17 protein-coding genes are annotated in these 17,693 nt (G+C 70.8%); 5 read left to right on the forward strand and 12 right to left on the reverse strand.

Features of this window, described 5'->3' with window-relative positions; all coding sequences use genetic code 11:
• Positions 1–28: 28 nt before the first annotated feature.
• From CP969_RS31620 to CP969_RS31630, 3 genes are read right to left on the reverse strand one after another with little or no spacing between them, the layout of a single operon-like run.
• On the reverse strand, positions 29–1,453 hold the full coding sequence (locus CP969_RS31620; RefSeq protein WP_016823783.1) for a vWA domain-containing protein: 1,425 nt from the start codon (positions 1,451–1,453) through the stop codon (positions 29–31).
• Complete coding sequence (locus CP969_RS31625; protein ID WP_039830800.1) at positions 1,450–2,847, reverse strand: hypothetical protein; 1,398 nt, start codon at positions 2,845–2,847, stop codon at positions 1,450–1,452. Before CP969_RS31625 ends, CP969_RS31620 begins: the two co-directional genes overlap by 4 nt.
• Entirely contained in the window at positions 2,847–3,362 is a 516-nt protein-coding gene (locus CP969_RS31630; protein ID WP_171817441.1) for a hypothetical protein, read from the reverse strand. The genes CP969_RS31625 and CP969_RS31630 overlap by 1 nt, the downstream gene beginning before the upstream one ends.
• Before the next feature lie 389 nt (positions 3,363–3,751).
• On the opposite strand from CP969_RS31630, the gene CP969_RS34475 reads away from it, so the two are divergent.
• The 4 genes from CP969_RS34475 to CP969_RS31650 all read left to right on the forward strand — a co-directional run bounded on the left by CP969_RS34475 (position 3,752) and on the right by CP969_RS31650 (position 7,834).
• Positions 3,752–3,937 carry a hypothetical protein gene (locus CP969_RS34475; RefSeq protein WP_016823780.1) on the forward strand — a complete coding sequence of 62 codons (186 nt, stop codon included), beginning with the start codon at positions 3,752–3,754 and terminating at the stop codon, positions 3,935–3,937.
• 294 nt (positions 3,938–4,231) lie between these two features.
• Complete coding sequence (locus CP969_RS31640; RefSeq protein WP_051044371.1) at positions 4,232–5,797, forward strand: phosphodiester glycosidase family protein; 1,566 nt, start codon at positions 4,232–4,234, stop codon at positions 5,795–5,797.
• Between the two features lie 78 nt (positions 5,798–5,875).
• A complete protein-coding gene (locus CP969_RS31645) occupies positions 5,876–6,937 on the forward strand; it encodes an alpha/beta hydrolase (RefSeq protein ID WP_086018997.1) in 1,062 nt (353 codons plus the stop codon).
• A gap of 498 nt (positions 6,938–7,435) precedes the next feature.
• The gene (locus CP969_RS31650) at positions 7,436–7,834 is read left to right on the forward strand and encodes a hypothetical protein (RefSeq protein ID WP_016823776.1); all 399 of its coding nucleotides are present in this window, start codon (positions 7,436–7,438) and stop codon (positions 7,832–7,834) included.
• A 53-nt stretch (positions 7,835–7,887) separates the two neighbouring features.
• Here CP969_RS31650 and CP969_RS31655 read toward each other — a convergent pair whose 3' ends face one another.
• From CP969_RS31655 to CP969_RS34060, 5 genes are all read right to left on the reverse strand, one after another.
• A complete protein-coding gene (locus tag CP969_RS31655; protein ID WP_016823775.1) occupies positions 7,888–8,103 on the reverse strand; it encodes a hypothetical protein in 216 nt (71 codons plus the stop codon).
• Between the two features lie 199 nt (positions 8,104–8,302).
• Positions 8,303–9,055 carry a hypothetical protein gene (locus tag CP969_RS31660; RefSeq protein ID WP_016823774.1) on the reverse strand — a complete coding sequence of 251 codons (753 nt, stop codon included), beginning with the start codon at positions 9,053–9,055 and terminating at the stop codon, positions 8,303–8,305.
• A gap of 102 nt (positions 9,056–9,157) precedes the next feature.
• Entirely contained in the window at positions 9,158–9,622 is a 465-nt protein-coding gene (locus CP969_RS31665; protein ID WP_026084711.1) for a barstar family protein, read from the reverse strand.
• A gap of 99 nt (positions 9,623–9,721) precedes the next feature.
• Positions 9,722–10,072, reverse strand: a complete 351-nt coding sequence (locus CP969_RS31670) for a hypothetical protein (RefSeq protein WP_026084710.1) — start codon at positions 10,070–10,072, stop codon at positions 9,722–9,724.
• Positions 10,073–10,188: 116 nt separating this feature from the next.
• A complete protein-coding gene (locus tag CP969_RS34060; protein ID WP_016823771.1) occupies positions 10,189–10,386 on the reverse strand; it encodes a hypothetical protein in 198 nt (65 codons plus the stop codon).
• Here CP969_RS34060 and CP969_RS34065 point away from each other — a divergent pair.
• Positions 10,385–10,534 carry a hypothetical protein gene (locus CP969_RS34065; RefSeq protein WP_016823770.1) on the forward strand — a complete coding sequence of 50 codons (150 nt, stop codon included), beginning with the start codon at positions 10,385–10,387 and terminating at the stop codon, positions 10,532–10,534. The genes CP969_RS34060 and CP969_RS34065 overlap by 2 nt on opposite strands.
• 341 nt (positions 10,535–10,875) lie before the next feature.
• Here the strand turns inward: CP969_RS34065 and CP969_RS31680 are convergent, their stop codons facing one another.
• Genes CP969_RS31680 through CP969_RS31695 form a run of 4 tightly spaced genes read right to left on the reverse strand, consistent with a single transcriptional unit; the run spans position 10,876 to position 17,210 of the window.
• Entirely contained in the window at positions 10,876–11,313 is a 438-nt protein-coding gene (locus CP969_RS31680) for a PH domain-containing protein (protein ID WP_016823769.1), read from the reverse strand.
• Between the two features lie 32 nt (positions 11,314–11,345).
• Positions 11,346–16,124, reverse strand: coding sequence for a putative T7SS-secreted protein (locus tag CP969_RS31685; protein WP_016823768.1), 4,779 nt, complete (start codon positions 16,122–16,124; stop codon positions 11,346–11,348).
• Positions 16,125–16,126: 2 nt separating this feature from the next.
• On the reverse strand, positions 16,127–16,792 hold the full coding sequence (locus CP969_RS31690) for a hypothetical protein (RefSeq protein ID WP_016823767.1): 666 nt from the start codon (positions 16,790–16,792) through the stop codon (positions 16,127–16,129).
• Positions 16,782–17,210 (reverse strand): hypothetical protein, encoded by a 429-nt coding sequence (locus CP969_RS31695; RefSeq protein WP_016823766.1) that lies wholly within the window; start codon positions 17,208–17,210, stop codon positions 16,782–16,784. The genes CP969_RS31690 and CP969_RS31695 overlap by 11 nt, the downstream gene beginning before the upstream one ends.
• Positions 17,211–17,693 lie beyond the last annotated feature (483 nt).

The raw sequence follows: 17,693 nt of genomic DNA on the forward strand, positions 1-17,693 counted from the left end.
AGGTGAGACGCGATCGGGGAAGACGCGATCAGGTGAGGAACGTCTTGAGCTCGTGCACGAGCTTCTTGATGTGGCCGGAGATCACCGGCGTACCGAGGTCCTTGAACTTCTCCCGGAACCACGGGTTGACGCTGCCGCGGCCGGAGCTGGTCACCGAGCCCACCGGGATGAACTTCGCCCCCGAGCGGTGGATGGCGGCCATGCTCTCGAACAGCTCGTGGGTGCGCCATTCGTAGAAGTCGGAGATCCACACCACGACCGTGTTGCGCGGCTCGGCGATCTTCGGCTGGGCGAGCGCCATGGCGACCGTGCCGTCGGTGCCGCCGCCGAGCTTGGTGCGCAGCAGCGTCTCGAACGGGTCGTGCGCCCAGGGCGTGAGGTCCAGCGCCTGCGTGTCGTAGGCGATCAGGTGGACGTCCACCTTCGGCAGCCCGGCGAAGATGGACGCCAGGATGGTGCAGTTGACCATCGAGTCGACCATGGAACCCGACTGGTCCACCACCACGATCAGCCGCTGGGGTGTCGTCTTGCGGCTGGTGTGCCGGTAGTAGAGGCGGTCGACGTAGAGCCGCTCCTCCTCCGGGTCCCAGTTGGTGAGGTTCTTCCAGATGGTGCGGTCGAGGTCGAGGTTGCGGAAGACCCGCTTGGGCGGCACGGACCGGTCGAGTTCGCCGACCGTGGCCTTCTCCACCTGGGTGCGCAGCACCTCGGTGACCTCGTCGACGTAACGGCGGATCAGCGCCTTGGCGTTGGCGAGGGCCACGCCGGAGAGGTTGTTCTTGTCGCGCAGCAACTGCTCGATCAGGGACATGCTCGGCGTCAGCCGGGCCGCCAGCTGCGGATCGGCCAGCACCTCGCGCAGGTGCATGCGCTTGACCAGGCCGGCCTCGATCGAGCCGAGCTCCGGACCGATCTCGGGGATCAGGCGGCCGAGGTCGGGCGTGGGCCCGCCGACACCGGTCCCGGTCGGGCTGACGCCCCCGCCGGCACCCGCCCGGTTCATACCGCCCCGACCGCCGCGCAGTTCACCGGGCCGGCAGCCCAGCGCCCGCTCCAGCCAGCCCGCGTCGGACTGCCAGCGGGCCAGCTGCTCGGCGGTGACGGTGCCGGAGTGGGAGGCGAAGACGTTCAGCAGCACCTTCGACGCGAGCGCCGCGCGCCGCACCTCGGCGGCCCGGTCGCGCGTGCCGTCCTCCTCCGGCTCGGGCGCCATCAGCCCGTCGAACTCGGCGGCCAGCTCCGGGTGCCGCTGCACGACGGAGTCGACGGACGCCCCCGGGTCGAGCAGCGCGGCCGGCAGGCCGATGTCCTCGACCACGGCGAGACTCGCCGACTCCAGGGTGGCCTGCTCCTCGGGGTCGAAGAGGCGGGCCAGCAGGCGCCAGTAGAGGACCTGCCGCCGGTTGTCGTCCGGATCGGGTGCGGGGATCCGCCCCGCGGTCCGCTCGGTCATTTCCGCAGCAGCCTTCCCGCCCGCTCGCGCAGCACCTTGACGGCGTCGGTGGCCGCCTTCTCGGCCCGCACGCCGGCCTTGTCGGTCGTGCCCCCGGCCCAGGCCCCGGCGTGCACGGCCACGGCCTTCTTCCGCACCGTCCGCTCCACGGTGAGCGGCTGGAGCAGGAACTCCCCGGCGTCCCAGCGCAGCAGCGCCACGCACGCCCCGGACGAGGCGACGGCCTCCGGGGTGAGCGGACCGGCGGCCGGTACGCGGTCGGTGTCGACGGCCAGACGCCGCCCGGCGACCTCGAAGGCGACCGTGCCGTCGTCCTCCTTCTCCACCGCGTACCCCTCGAGCAGGACGGGCACCGCGATCCGGGCCGGGTGCCGGTCCAGGGGCGCCGTCGGGAAGGCGGCCGCCGTCGGCAGCGCCACCCGGGCGGTGGTGAAGACCTCGGCGGGCTCACCCGTCCGGGCACGGGCGTCGTCCCACAGCAGGTCGCCCTCGGCGGTCAGCGGCATGGCGTCGAGCTCCACGGCACGGCCCTCGCCCACGGCACCCAGCAGCGACATGTGCGGCCGGAGCAGCTGCCACAGCCCCGCCCCGACGACCGTGTCGGGCTTCGGCGCGGACACCGAGGCCCGTACGAGCCGGGACGCACCGCCGTCCGCGGGCTCGAACACCGCGTGCACCTGGGCCTGGACGGCGGTGGCGTGCTCCTGGACGTCGACACCGAGCGGCAGCAGCCGGCCGCTCACCTCGGTGACGGCGGGGGCGGCGGACGCACCGGGCAGCGTCAGCAGCAGCGCCCGCGACCACAGGTCGGCCCACCGGCGCACCGGAACCCGCTCCAGGGTCGCCCCGGGGCAGGAGGCGGCGAGTTCGGCGGCGAAGCCGTCGAGCAGCGTGGCCGGGCGGCGCAGCGCCGGGTCGGGCAGCATCGCGGAGACGACGGGCGCGGCCCCGCCGACGAGTTCGTGGTCGATGCCCTGCCAGCCGGCCCGCGCGAGGTCGCACAGCCAACTGCGGGCGGCGGTACGCAGGTTCGCCGCGTGCTCCTCACCACCGCCCGGTGCGGCGCCGCTCTCCTCGGCCCGGGGCCGGTCGACGGCCTCCTCGATCCGGGCGGTCAGCGCGTCGTGCACGGAACCGAGCAGGGCGGTGCGGGCGGCGGCGAGCGCGACGAAGTGGTCCTCGCCGGCGGCCCCGACGGCCGCCTTCTCGGCCGCCTCGGCGACCCGCGAGGCCAGCGGCGACCCGGCGACGGCGTCGGCGAGGCCGGCCGGCCCGTCGGCCTGGCCGGGCCGGGGACGGAGCAGCCCGCCGACGAGGGCCTCGTCGAAGCCGTCGACCGCCGCGAGGGCCTCGGCGAGTCCGTCGACGGCTTCGGTCAGCAGATCGGCACGCATCAGGCCACCGCCCTCGTCGTCGGGAACCACTGCATCTCGGGCAACGGAACGGTGGTCGGCTCCAGTTCGAGATACGCCAGGTGCCGCAGGAACCGGCTGAACACCTGCGCCGCGGCCGAGCGGTCGCCCTGTGCCGGGCGGGTGGCGGTCATGGCGTCGGTGACGGCGTCCGCGTCGGGCTCCTCGGCGACCTCGACCTTCAGGTACCGGGCCACGCGCTCGGCGCCGTACTGCAGCACGGCCTCACCGACGAGGGCGCGTATGTGGTTGCAGAACCACCCGCGCGCCCCGCCGCAGGGACGGTTGTTGTTGGTGCTGCACGCGAACGCGTACGTCCCCGCCTCCACCGACGACACGTACACGCGCCCGATGTCCGAACCGCTGGACACCACGCCCTGCAACCGTCCGTCGGCCAGCTCCACGAACGGCACCTTGGCGAGCTTCCGCGGCCGCGCGGACGGCACCACCCGCACCGTGCTCGACCTCTCCCAGAGCGACAACGCACCATCTCCCATGCATGCGAAAGGGGACGTTCACGCCACCTCGGCGGAACGAGATCGAAGCTATCGGTGACCACTGACAACGCCGCCGGCACAGGAGGAAGGGGTGCGGGACCGGGAGCCCGGGAAGGCGGGGATGCGCCCGGGCGAGGGGAAACCGGCCGGGTCCCGGGCCGGCGAGTGACTCGTCCGTGCCGCCCCGGACCGGCTCCTCGCCCCGGGCCGGGGCGGGACCCGGTCGGTGTCCCCTGCCCCGCCCCGGGCGCGGACTCGGTGTTCGCCCAGGCCGTCCTGAGGGCCGAGGGCCGCGCCGTCGCCGTCATCCCCTCGGGGATCTACCGGGCCGACGTCGTCGACGAGAGCCACGCCCCCTCTTCGACCGGCTTCTCGCGTCGGCCGACAAGGTGCTCGTCCTCCCGTACGACACCGCGGACCGCGATGCCTACGAGGCCGCCCACGCGGAACTGCTGCGCCGGGCCGATCGGCTCGTCGCCGTGCGGAACGGCGAGCCCCCGAGCGGCAGGGGCGGTGGCGCGGCCGACACGGCTCTCGCGGCCCGGGCGGCCGCGATCCCGGTCGACGTCGTCTGACCGGAGGGGGCGGGTCGGGCGAGCGAATGATCCGGCGCGACGGGACTCTCCGGTTCCTCCGATTTCTTCGGACTCACCCAACTCTTCGAGCTCGTCCAACTCTTCGGACTCACCGAATTCTTCGCACTCTCCGACTGAGTGGTGAACGGCATCGCGCATCGTTGCGGCCCTCCCGGGGAAGGGCCGTTCCGACGAACCTTCTGTCACATCTTCATACTCATCCCCAGGCGGTGCAGAGTGAAGAAGAGAGTGCGCGGTGCGGGCGCCGTCCTCGGTGTCCTCGGTGTCCTCGTCATGTTCGGCGTGCTGCCGGCGCAGGCGTCCCCGGGCCCGCAGTCGGACCGGCACGCCCTGCCCCTGGGCCCTCCCGGCCTGACCGAGACGCGGACCACGACGACCCTGCAGCCGGGCGTCACGCTCACCCGCATCGTGCGCGGCGGCGAGGACCGGGCCCTCCGCTGGACCGTCGAGGTCTCCATCCCCGGCGGTGACACCTCCCCGGACCCCGACGCACCGCCGACCGCGCTGAAGGACCGGGCGAGCGCGGACGAACTGGCCGCCGAGCTGGAGCAGGACGGTTTCCGGGCCCGGGTCGAGGAGGTGACGACACCGAAGACGGCGGACTACGCCGGAGGCACGCTCGGCTGGCGAGTCCGCGTCGGATCGTTCGACTCGCAGGCCGCCGCGACCTCCGAACGCACACGGCTGAGGACGGCCGGGTACACGGGATCCGCCGTCTACACCGGCTGGGACGGCGACACCACGGACAGGGGACCATGGCGCGTCGACGTGCTCACCATCGACCCGCGCCGGTTCCGCGGGAGCCTGGAGGCGTCGTACGGCCCGGACCTGGAGAACCGCGAGACCACCAGCGAACTGGCCGACGCCGCGGGCGCGACCGCGGCGGTCAACGCCGGCTTCTTCGTCCTCGACCCCCGAGCGGGCGCCCCGGGGGACCCGGCCGGCGTGGGCGTGTACGACGGACGCCTGCTGAGCGAACCGGTGAGCGGACGCCCCGGCCTGGTGGTCCACGACGACGGCCGGCGGACGGAGATCACCCGGTTCACCTGGCGGGGCCGGGTCACCGGACGGGGCACCACTGCCCACCTGAGCGGAGTCAACCGCGTACCCGGACTGATCAGGAACTGCGGCGGCAACGCGGGCGACTTCCCGACCTCGTCACCGCTGCACGACGTGACCTGCACCAACGCCGACGAACTCGTCGCCTTCACCCCCGACTACGGCCGACGCACACCCCAGGGCGAGGGAGTCGAAGCCGTGCTGGACGCCCACGACCGCGTCGTCGAGTTGCGCTCACCACGCGGCGGAACCCTTCCGCCCGGCGGCAGTTCGCTCCAGGCGACCGGTCGGCGCGTCGCCGAACTGACCGCCCTCGCACGCGTCGGCGACCCCCTGAAGGTCAGGACGACCCTGCTGGACGGACAGGGACGCCGCGTCCCGACCTCCCCCAGGACCGACATCCTGAACGCCGGCCCCGAACTGGTCCGCGACGGACGCCTCCACGTCACCCCCGCCACCGACGGCATGGTGCGCCCGGACGACCCGAGCTTCTATTACGGCTGGGTGCACAAGCGCAACCCGCGCACCCTGGCCGGGGTGGACGCGGCCGGCCGCACCGTGCTCGTCACCGCCGACGGACGCAGCACCAACGCCCTGGGACTCAGCATCGCCGAGAGCGCCGGTGTGGCCAGGGCCCTCGGACTCCGGGACGCGGTCAACCTCGACGGCGGCGGCTCGACCACGCTGGTGGCCGACGGCGCCGTCCTCAACACCCCGTCCGACGCCGCCGGTGAACGCCCCGTCGGAGACGCCCTGTTGATCCTGCCCCGCAGGAACTGACGCGCCGGCCCGGCCCGGCCGAACCGTTCAGCACCGTCCGAGCAACGACACACCGCACCCCAGGGAGCTGCCGTGTCCGTGCCCACGACCGTGACCACCGTCCTGACCCGCCTCCGATCCCGTGTCCCGCTCGTCCTCGCCGTCGTCCTCCTCACCCTCGCGCCGACCGCACCGGCGCTCGCCGCCACCCCACCCGCAATACCCTCCCTGACCACCACCGCCGGGGAGGGAACCGGTGCCTCCCGTTCCCCGAAGCCGCGCGGTGCCGAGGTCGTCGCGGTCACCCGGGTCGCGGACCGGCAGGTCGACCTGTCGGTCCGCTCGACCGCCCTGGGCGGCCGGACGGTCCAGGTCCGCCTCCTCACCCCCGACGGCTGGAACCCCGGTGACCACCGCCGGCACTGGCCGACCCTCTGGCTCCTGCACGGCTGCTGCGGGGACTACACCTCGTGGACCGCCATGACCGACGTGGCGGAGACCGACAGCCTGCGCGACGTCCTCGTCGTCATGCCCGAGGCCGGCTGGAACGGCTGGTACAGCGACTGGTGGAACCACGGCCGGGGCGGCGACCCCGCCTGGGAGACCTTCCACACCGTGGAACTGCGCCGGCTCCTGGAACGCGACTGGGGCGCCGGCCGCGACCGCGTCGTGGCGGGCCTGTCGATGGGAGGCCAGGGCGCCCTGCTCTACGCCGCCCGGCACCCCGGCATGTTCAAGGCGGCCGCCGCGTACTCCGGTTCCGCCCACCCGCTGCTGAACGACGAGTCGATCGACCGCCTCATGGGCTTCTTCGCCGGTCAGGGCGACGACCCGCTGCGGGTCTGGGGCGACCCGGTCGCGCAGCGCCGCGTCTGGCAGGCCCACGACCCCTTTCACCTGGCTCGGCGGCTCAAGTCGACCCCCGTGTACCTGTCGTGCGGCGACGGCACCACCGGCCCCCTGGACCCGCCGGGCCGCGCCAGTGCGCTCGAGGCCGACTTCAACCGGCAGAACCACGCCCTCGCCGCCGAGTTGAAGCGCGTGGGCGCCAAGCACGTCACCACCCACTTCTACGGACCGGGCACCCACGCCTGGCCGTACTGGGAACGCGAACTGCACGCCTCCCTGCCGATGTTGCTCGGCGCCCTGCGGGCTCCGTGAGGTCACTCGTCCTCTAGCGGACACCGCCGGTACGGCCGACGAGCCGGGCCGGCGGTGCGCCGGGTCGGTCGGCCGGCGGCGTGCGCTCGGCGTGGGCGACCTCCACCGGCGCGGTGCCGGACGGTTCGCGGTCGTCCTCTCGCGGTCGTCCTCGAGGCTGCTGTACTCGCTGGACTCGCCCTCGTCGGCTTCGGTCCCGCCGGGGTTCTGGTGTGTCGCGCCGATTGAGGAATCTTCCGGCGCGTCGGCACCGGACAACGGCCGACCGGAAACCGCGGAAGAGGAGCGCGGAAGAGAAGAAGGGAAGGAGCCCACCCGCTCGAACAGGGCGCATGAAGGGGGGCATCATACCGGACGCGAAAGCACAGGTTGTCGGGAACGGGTGGCTGCGGATACCGGAGCTACTTGGCACCATGTGGCGTGACGATCGCTGTGTGAGCGGTGCGTGGTGTGCGTGCGGATCCGATGGTGGTCGCGTGCGCCGGCGGAGGGGGAGTCGTGGCGGACTGGTTCTACATCCTCAATCCGAACAGGGACACGCTGGACGGGGAGCCGTCCGACAAGGAGGCGATACGCCGGCTGGCGGAGGAGGAGCCCGAACTCGACCTCTGGCTCGGGCGCCGCAACCGCATGAGGCGGGGCGACCGCCTCTGGTTCTTCTTCACCCACCCGGAGTCGGCGGTCGCCGCGGTGGCCGAGGTCGACGAGGAGCCCCGGAACGACCCGGACGCCCCCGACATCCCCTACCTGGTCGCGGTGACCCTGCTCCCCGAGGCGACGAAGGCACTGCACCGCGACCCCGTGGGCCGGGACGAACTGGGACTCGGACAGGTGCGGTCGGTGCAGACGGTGAAACCGGAGGCGCTGCCGGTGCTGCTGACGCGGGCGGGCCTCTGACCGCCGTGAAGGGCTGAGCGCCCGGCGTCGTCAAAGTCGGACCGGCGACTGCGTCACGGCACCTCGGCACGGACGAGTGCCCTGGCGAAGGGCTCGCCGGCGCGTCGGGCGCAGGCCATGCGCTCGCGCACCTCACGCAGGGTGCGCGGTCGGTAACCGATCCTGCAGCTGCAGTCCATGGGGAAGCGGACGCCTGCGTGCAGCAGGACCGACGAGGTGCGCCAGGCCGCGATGTCCCGACGCGGTGGCGCGACGAAGGCCGAGTCCACGTGGATGGGCGGCTCCGCGCAGCGAGGCCGGATCCGCTGCTGCCTGCCCCCCGCCGTGGCGCCGCTTGTACGAGGCCCGGCAGGGTGGACAGACGGAGGAGGTGTTCGCGGGGCGTGCCGTCGGAGTAGGCGGCCACCGGGCCGATCTCCACGAGACGGATCGGAGTGACCAGGTGCGGCCCGGCTTCCCGGCCGACCGTCACCGGCCCCCGTAGTCCTCCACCAGGTTGCCGATGAGCGTGAGCAGGGCATCGACGCGGTGCCGGTCCTCGCGCTGGGAGCGCAGGGCCTGATGGACCTCCCGGAGCCGGGCCAGGGCGGCGGGCTCGCGGTCCTGCACCTCTTCGAGCAGCGGATCGGTGATCAGGTCCAGGCAGGAGCTGAGCAGCCTGCGGGTGGCCGGGGACGGCGGGGCAGGGTCGGGAGCGGCATAGACGGTCGTCAGATGGCGCGCGGGATCGGTGAGGCTCCAGCCGACGACGGTGCCGTGCTGGACCAGGAGCGCCACGTCCGGAGCGATGCCGATGCGGGCCTCCAGCGGTTCGTCGAGGACCTTGAGGTCGCGCAGACAGGTCAGTACGGCATCGCCGGGAGCACGGCACAGCACTGTGCACATCTCCTGCCGGAAGTCCCGGACCTCGTCCGCACGGAGCCCGCCCGGACGTGCCGCGGGCACGGCGGGAACACGAGGGAGCACTTCGGCGTCGGCGGACACGTACGGCATCTGGAACTCGGCCCCGACCAGCTTCCGGCTGTCCGGGTCGAACCGGAGTACGTCAGGGATGTCCCACAACCAGTCCTGGCTGCCGAAGGTGCCCGCGATGAAACGCTCGCGTTCCTTCACGCTGGCGTAGGGCGCGACGTCCACGGAGTTGCCCGTGAAGCGGGTGTGCACGAGCAGCGGATCATCCGTCACCGTCGCGTTCCATCCGTCGCCGAAGAAGAGTTTCACGGTGTGCTCCGTCCGGGAGGCGACTGCGGTCGGGCCTTCCGTAAACGGCCGGAACGCCCGCGCGCCGTTGCCATCACCCCTGAACCGCAGGATGAGAGGCATTCACTGCGCCCGCACTTCGCGGAGCATCTCCCCCTGGATTTCGGGCGGGCACAGCAGTACGGCCTGGAAGGTGACCTTCTCCTGACCTGGAAGCTCGGGTTTTCTTGCCCAAAAATTCGCAGTGTCGTTCAGGGTGCGAAAAAGAATTTCACGTTCTTCGGAATTGCCGGAGAGTGTGGCGTGGGCATCATCGATGGTGACGAGGAAATGCTTGGCGCTGTGCCAGTGGAGATCGGTCAGGCAGTCCCGCAGTGCGTTCCAGTTCCAGCCGAAGTGATCCGGCAGGCGCAGTGTCTCGTAGAACTGGGTGAACACTCCGTCGGAGTCGTGCATTTCCTGTCCTCGCATCCGGGCCGAGTAGATCAGCCCGGTGGGGGGCAGGGCGCGCGCAACGGAAAGTGCGGAGCCGGTCGGGATGACGCGCACTCCTGCCTCGTCCTGCGTCCACCAAGTGGCATTGCTCATCTTCCGGTCTCCATGGCGATGTACATCTGAACAGTTCCCCGGACTGCAGCAGACCGATTCGTCCGATGCTCGTGATCCTTGCGAAAAATTATTTCCGCCCTAGTGGAACAGGAGGCGATCCTGCACCTTCAGTTGTGGGGTGAAATGGATTTCCAAGATCCCTGTGCACTCACCCATTTCAAAGTCGACGAAAATTTTCCCGGCCAACTTTCCAGGGGCGAAGGAAAGGCGTGTGGCGCCCTCCCGGTAGATGTCCAGCATGTCGACTCCCCGATGGTTCGCCCAGCGAACCCTCACTGATCTCGTCAGTGCGGCATAAGAGAAATTCAATGATTGTTCGAAATTGTCTCGAAAGGCGAAGGTCCGCACTCCTTCTTCATTCGAATCCGGACACTCGCCGACGGGCTGGTACACCTCTTCGTCGTCAGGGGTGAGGAATTCCCGGTACATCTGTCCGTGCGTTCACTTCCCGCTGCACGACGGCCAGTGGTCCAGGCTGCCGTGCATACTGATGTTCGGGCCACTTCCTCGATGGAAGTGAAAACCTCTTCCGAGGAAACCAGACTTCACTCCAGTTCCGCCGCACGCCTCTTGAGTTCCTGGGCGAACGCGTCCCAGTCGGGTCCGAAGGACAGCAGGTCCGCGGCCGCCTCCCGGAGCAGCTGCGGGTCGTCGGGGCGTTGCAGGCAGGCCAGGCGGTAGGCGAGGTTCCGGGCCCAGGGGGGCAGAGCCGTCCAGTCCTCGGCGAGGACGTCCCGGAGCATGGCGAGGATTTCGTCGGCCGTCGCGAAGGTGAGCTTCTCGACGAACTCCCGGGTCGCTTCCTTGACCTACCGGCTGTCGGCGCCGTCGATCGCCTGGCTGAGGCTTCTGGCCGCGGGGGTCGGATCGGGCATCTCTCACTTCTCCTGACGGATTTTTCTAAGGCTCGAAGAGCCGAGGCGGTCGCGGAGAGGGCAAGGTTCGGACCCTGGTGGTCGATCCCGACGCCGCCTGGGCGACTGGCGCGGTACCGAGATCGAGGGCGGGTCACTACGGGGGTGAGTCAGTAGGTGGACAGTTGACGGGTGCCGTCGGACCGTTGCCGCTCGAGTACGGCGCCAGGCCGAAGGGGCCGCGGAAGGTGTGCGGGTCGGACGCGGAGGATGCCGTCCTCGCATCAGGACGTCCCCACGCCGTGACGGCCTGGCCTGTCCGGGAGCCGGCCCCTGAGGCAGGGCGGTGTCCTCACCCTGCCGGAAGAGGGAATGGGCTCAGAATTCATGCAATACCACCCAGTAGTCGTCTTCTTCGACCGATGCGGCGCACAGGTGTCGACCATCGACCGAAACGGCTACGAATTCAGGTGAATCCGTCACCCCGGTGATGCGGGACGGAAGCTCCTTTCCGACCGGATCCTTCACGCGCACCCAGCCGACCTTGCTCCCGCCCGGTACGGGCGGAAGGATGAGGAATTCGCCGTTCTCCGCGTACAGCGGAACCTGCGAAGCACAGCGGTGCCACGCCTCGTCCAGTTCGTCGGCGGCGTGGGGGGCGGAGGAGGGGATCGTCGCGGCCGGCTCGACCTCGAATCCGTTGACCGCATAGAGGGCGGAATTCACGGGCGGGCCGTCCTGTTCCGCCTTTCCTACCACCTCGAGGCCGCAGCGCTCGAGGACGTCCAGCCAATCCGGCGTCTTTCGGTCCTTCATGATCCCTGCCCTTTCATCGGTTTGCACGGTGTTCAGTTGCCTTCGTAGAAGAGGTGGTGGTCACCGCCCGGTTTGTTCATCTTGCCATATCTCTCCATGGACTCCGGATAGCCCAGACTGCCGTCCGGTCGCTGCACCCTGGCGTTGTCCCAGCCGAAGTTGACGAAGTTCCGGGTGTCATCGATCTTCGGCTTTCCGGCATGGAAGTGCGGGCCTGCCGGATCATGGGTGTGCTCGACAATCACGCGTGAGCCGCTGTCCGTCTCGAACTGCCGAAAATTCCCCCAGTGTGTTCGTTCGGGCGAATAGATGTAACCCGGCGCGTGCTTCAGGCTCTTGTCCCCGGTGACGACCCACTCGGCGATGGGCTCTTCGCCGTAACGGACGCCGGCGAGCTCGAATGCGGCTTTTTCCGCATCCGCACGGTTTTCGAACGGGTTGCCTTTTTCGCCGCGCGGATAAGGGCTGAGTCCGAGAGGGTCGGACGAGGTGTGAGGGTTGTGGACGTAGGCGACGGGATTGGGTGCGGGAGTGAGCCCGAGGGGATCGGGGGTGAGATAGCGGGCGGTCTCAGGGTCGTAGTGGCGGAACAGGTTGTAGTGGAGGCCGGTTTCCGGGTCGTAGTACTGGCCGGGGAAGCGGAGCGGGGTGTAGGCCGTGCTGGAGCTGGTCCAGGAGGTGGTGCCCCAGAGCGTGGCGCGGGTGCGCCAGGCGATGTCGCCGTCCTGACCGATCAACTCGGTGGGGGTCCCGACGAGGTCGGTGGCGATGGCGAAGAAACGCCGGTCCACCTCGTCCTGACGAGCGTCCGCTGTGAGGATGCGCTCGGTCTGTGAGAGGGGAACACCGGACCGGTGGTCCCAGGTGAGGGCGACTGGGTTCGGGAGGTCCCTCTGGTGAAGGGTCTGTTCGCAGAGGGTCATGCCGTCCCAGGTGAACCGGATCTCCTCCGTCACGCCTTCGCCGTCGTCGGCCAGGCGCTCCTTGGCGATGCGGCGGCCCAAGGGGTCGTAGCGGTAGCGCCAGCGGGTTCCGTCCGGAGTGATCACCGAGGTGAGGCGGTTCTCGGCGTCCCACGAGTAGCGCCAGGTGTCGGGCTTGCGGGACAGGCGGGTCTTCTGCCGCAGGGTGATGCGGCCGAGGGCGTCGTGCTCGAAGCGGACGGCTCCGGCACGGGTGATCGCTGTGCCGGTGTAGGTCCGCGGGCCGGTGGCTTCGTTGCCGGGGTGGGAAGCGGGCCAGGACGCCTCGGTCTGGTTGCCGCTCGCGTCGTAGGCGTACCGCTCGGTCCAGCCCTGCGCGTGGACGGCGGTGACTCGGCCGACTGCGTCCAGGTCGAAGGTGCGGGGGCCCGACAACAGGTCGTCGACAGAGCCGAGGTGACCGTCCGCACGGTAGGAGTAGGTTCGGCTGTTGAGCGTACGGCCGCCGGCGGTCAGGTGCTCGGCGGACAGTCGCCCGGCCTCGTCCCAGGCCGTGGTGATGGTGAGGGCGTCGGCGGACTCCCCGAAGACACGGGCCGTTTCACGGCCCGCGACATCGTGGGTGAAGACGACCGGACGCCCCCCGGTGGTCAGGCGCTCGGGACGGCCACCGGCGTCGTACGCATAGGTGGTCACATGGCCGGTGGGGGTGATGCGGCGAGTGCGACGGCCCGCGGCATCGTACGCGTAACTCGTGGCCCGGCCGTCGACGAGTTCGGACTTGACCCGTCCTAGGCGGTCGTACGCATAGAGGAGTTCGCTGTCCGGGCCCGACGCCCGTAGAAGGCGCCCGGCCCGGTCGTAGCCGTAGGTGGTCACCTGCCCGTCGGCGTCCTTCCGGATCACCTGGCCGAGTTGGTCCCGCTCGAAGGAGATGGTCCTGCCGAGCGAGTCGGTCCGGGAGGTGAGTTGTCCGGCGGAGTCGAAACGGTAGGTGAGGGTTCGACCGTCGAAGTCGGTCTCCGACACCATGCGACCGGCCGCGTCGTACTCGTAGCTCCAGCGTGCGCCCCGCGGGTCGGTGACCCGGACGAGCCGCAGATCGGCGTCGTACTCGAATGCGTACCGGGCTCCGTCCGGATGGGTGCGAGCTGTGAGCAGGTCGAAGTGGGTGTACTCGAAACGGGAAACCCCGCCGATCGGGTCGGTGTGGGTGAGCCGGTTGCCCTCGCCGTCGTAGGTCCACGACTCGGTGGCGCCGTTCGGAGCCGCCCGGCGAACCAGATGGCCGTCCCTGTTCCACTCGAGACAAGTGACGCCACCCGTGGGGTCGGTGACGCGTATCGCGTTTCCGAGGGAGTCGCGCCGGAAAACGGTGGTCCCGCCGGCCGGGTCGACGACCTGCAGGGGCAGGCCCATGGCGTCGCAGTGGACCGTGGTGACGGCCCCGAGCGCATCGGTGATCGACGTCAGGCGTCCCCGGGCGTCGTAGGCGTACCGGGTGGTGTGGCCGGCCGGGTCGGTCACCGCGACTCGATTGCCGCGCTCGTCGAAGTCCTGGAGCCAGCGGCCGCCGTCCGGCCCGCGGAGTTCCGTGTACCTCCCGAACGGTCCGGGCTTCATGTCGAGTCGGCTGCCGTCCGGACGGACCACGGAGACCAGCCGGTCGTTCCCGTCGTGGGTGAAGCCGGTGGTGCGGCCCAGCGGGTCGGTGCGGGTGAGCAGGTTGCCGTGGGTGTCGTAGCTGTAGCGGGTGGTGTGGCCGAGCGGGTCGGTGGTGGCGATCACCCGGCAGCGGTGGTCGATCCGGTGGCGGGTGGTGCGCCCGTCGGCGGTGGTGAGGGTGGTGGTGCGGTGGCCGGTCTCGGGGTCGGGTTCGGTGTAGGTGAGGGTGATCTGGACGTGGCCGGCCTCGCCGCCCTCCGCGACGACGCGGTCGCGGTCGTCGTAGGCGTAGTCGTAGCGGCTGCCGTTGGAGTCGATCCAGGCGGTGACGCGGCGGCGGTCGTCGTAGAGGAAGGTGGTGGTGGCGCCGGAGGGCTTGGTGACGGTGGTGAGGTCGCCGTCCTGGTAGCCGTAAGCCATCAGCGGCAGGTCGGCGCCGTCCTCGCCCGCGCCGGCCAGGGAGAGGGCGGTGATCCGGCCCTCGGTGGTGGTCAGCCTCACCCGGTGGCCGGCCGAGTGGGTCAGGGCCGTCGGCAGGCCGTCGTCGGTGCGGTCGACGGTGACGGTATGGCCGTTGCGCTCGGTGACGGACATCAGCCAGGCGGTTCCGTCGCCGCCGGGTTCGCCGCCGGGCGGGGCGGCGAAGTGGCGGACCAGACCGGTGTCGGGGTCGGTGACCGTGTAGTCGCCGTTCCCGTCACGGGCCAGCGGGGCGCGGGCGGTGCCGGACTCGGGACGGGTGGGGGCGCCGGGGGCGGGGTGCGAATAGGTGATCAGCAGGCCGTCGGCGGTGACGTGGACGACGCCGACCGGGTCGATCACCAGGCGCTCGTCGACGGTGGAGGTCCAGGACGGCCCCAGGAAGCGGCCCGCCGTGCAGCCGGACTCGGTGCGGCGGGTGAAGACCAGCGGCAGGATGCCGGGGATCTCCACGTCCGTCTGGGGCAGGAACATGCGGCCGGAGGCGAGGTCGACGGGGTCGGTGCCGTCGGTGGTGCGGTGGCCGTCGGGGCGGTTGTGGGTGCCGTCGGGGGCGTTGTCGACCAGGTTGCGGACGCGTGCGGCGTCGGCGGCGTCCGCGGCGATGCGCACGCCCTTGACCGCGGCGCCGCCTCCGCCGGTGGCCGCGGTCAGCGCCAGGTCGGGGAGGAGCCGGCCGAACCCCTCGTAGGGGTCCTTCATGAAGTCACTGACCATCTGCTTGCCCGTGCCGACCGGATCGTTGGCGGCCAGCAGCAGGCCGGAGGCCAGGCTGTTGAGGTTCGTGGCGTACTCGGCCGGGTGGGTGAGGTTGTACGGGTCCAGCGGGTTGATCCCCCGCACGAAGTTGAGCAGCCCCGCCGTGCCCTTGATGATGCCGCCGCCGACGTGGTCGCCCATGATCTGCAGCTCCTGCAGACCGTCGCCCACCTGCTGCGCGTACGACGGCTTCTCCGGAGCCAGGTCCCGCGCCGCGCGGACCGCGCTGCGGGCGGTCTCCGCGGCGGTGTTCCGCTGCTTGCGGGCCTCGGCGAGGATCTCCTGCGCCTCCCGCATCAGCTTCTCGCCCGGGTCGTCGAACGTCGGCGCCGGACAGGGCGGGAGCGTGGACGGGTCACGCCGGTCGGCGGGCTGGGCGTTGTAGCGGTCGACGGCCTTGTTGTAGGCGTCGACCTTCTTGCGGTGGGCGTCGGCGGCGTCCTCGGACGCCTTCACGCCCTCCTTCCACTTGTCGATCGCCGTCTGCGCCTGCCCCTGCGCCCAGCTCACGGTGGAGGCGAACGACTCCAGCGCGGCGGCCGCCTTCCCGCAGGCGTCGGCGCCGGTGAACCACTTCGGCGGCTGGGTGCTCACCGCCTTCCGCAACGCCTCGGCGGCCTCACCCTTGAGCTGAGAGGAGTCCAGGCCCTTCAGGCCCTCGCCGGCGTCGTCGAACGCCTCCTGGAAGGCGCGGAGTCTCCCGGCGGTGGAACGGATCTTCTCCGGGCTGCCGTGGACCAGCTTGGTCCTGTCCTCGGTCTGCCCCAGGTCCATCTCGTCGACCTCGGCGCCCATCCGGTTCGCGACCGAACGCGACTGCTCGCGCACCCAGTCCGCGCCGGACTCCCAGCCGACGTCGTCCAGCCGGTCCGCGGTCCAGTTCCCCGCGCCCTCGACCCGGTCGCCGAGCCACTCGACACCGTCCTCGACCGCGTCCTCCACCGAGTCCGGCGTGATGTCCTTGATGAAGTCGCCGATGCCCACCTTCAGTTACCCCCGTCGACGCCCTGATCGCCCTGCTGCTGCGCCTGCCGGGCGCGTTCCTCGGGCGACGGGCCGAACGTCTCGTCCAGCGCCCGGTTCCACTCGGTCTCGTCGATGCCCAACCTCTCGTTGAGCATCTCCGACTGCCGGCCGCCCTGCCCCTCCGTGAGCAGTGCCCGGCCGGTGTCCTTCCAGTTCTGCTCGATCTCCTGGCCGGCCCGGTCGAACGACTCGGCGCTCCAGTCCGGGTCCAGGGAGTCCGGCGTGAACACCTCGCCCCAGTCCTGCTGGGCGATCTCCTCCTCGGAGGCGTGCGGGTTGCCGCCCATCAGGGCGTTGACCCCCACCTTCAGCGATCCCGCGACGTACTGGTCGTGCTCCCACAGGGTGCCCGCCGCCAGTCCGAGACGGTTCGCGATCTGGCTGGCGTCGTTCACCAGGGCGCGCACGCCCCACTCCCAGCGCTCGCAGAAGTCCTCGAAGTCGACCGACAGTCCGTGGTGCCCCACCTCCATCCCGGTCATCGACAGCTGGGTGAACCCCTTGCCCATCACCGATCCGGTGGCGCCGCCCAGGTCGCCCAGCCCGTCGATGGTGGCGCCCACCCCCTTGGTGAACTTCGCGACCGACGCCTTGTCGAAGTTCAGGTCCGTCCCGTCACCGCCCACGGCCGCGCCCCTCCTCCTCCGCCGCCGCGTCGGTGTCGACGGCGACCCCGTCGGGGACGATCCCGGTGACCGGCGGGAAGAACATCGACCCGTCCTCGCTGGCGATGTCCACCGCCAGACCGGCGGGCTCGCCCAGACCCGGCACGATCTCGTCCACGATGCGGGCCCCCAGCAGCGCGGCGTAGTCCATCGGCCGGTCGCCCGGCCCGTGGTGGAGGGCGAAACGGGCCAGCGCCGTCTCGTCCGTGAAGGCGCACACCCACCGCACCCCGCCCGAGTGCGCGCTCCACAGACGGCCGTCGACGGACGGCACCAGAAGAACCGACCGCCGCATCTCACCGACCAGCGCCCGGGGATCCCCGGTCCCCGCCCTCTGCTCGGCTATGCGCTCGGCGAGCGCCGTCCTGGGCTGCTCCACAGGCCCTCCCTCGTCGTGGCGTCAGGGGTGACTGATGGCACCGTGGATCACGACGCGTGGGGAGGGGCTGGTGGTTCTCGTGAGGCTCATTCGGGCCCTTTGTCGTGCTTCGTCCTCCGGCGGTCGGCGATGAACTCCCTCCACGCCTAAGAGAGAATGCTGTGCACGTGGAAGTGGGAGGCTGCCGTTCGGATCCTCGAAGAGGAGCCGGAGCGTACCTTTCAGGCGGATTTCCGATGGTCCTGGATCCGATGCGCATGACTGTGCACCGGTGAGGAACACGAGCCGGTATGGATCGTCTCACGGACGTCCGAGGAACTGGCGCGGACCCGGAACCGGGACCTCTTGCTCGTGGACGGTGGACCGTGCGTGGTCGATCGCGTCGGTGGAGGTCCGTACCGGAGGCGCAAGCGCCATGGCGGAACGTCGGCCAGAGCCCACGGTCCTCGGGACGGCTCAGGAAACCGAGGTCGTACCGACCGC

The organism is Streptomyces viridosporus T7A (genome assembly GCF_008704515.1).
Classification (GTDB): domain Bacteria; phylum Actinomycetota; class Actinomycetes; order Streptomycetales; family Streptomycetaceae; genus Streptomyces; species Streptomyces viridosporus.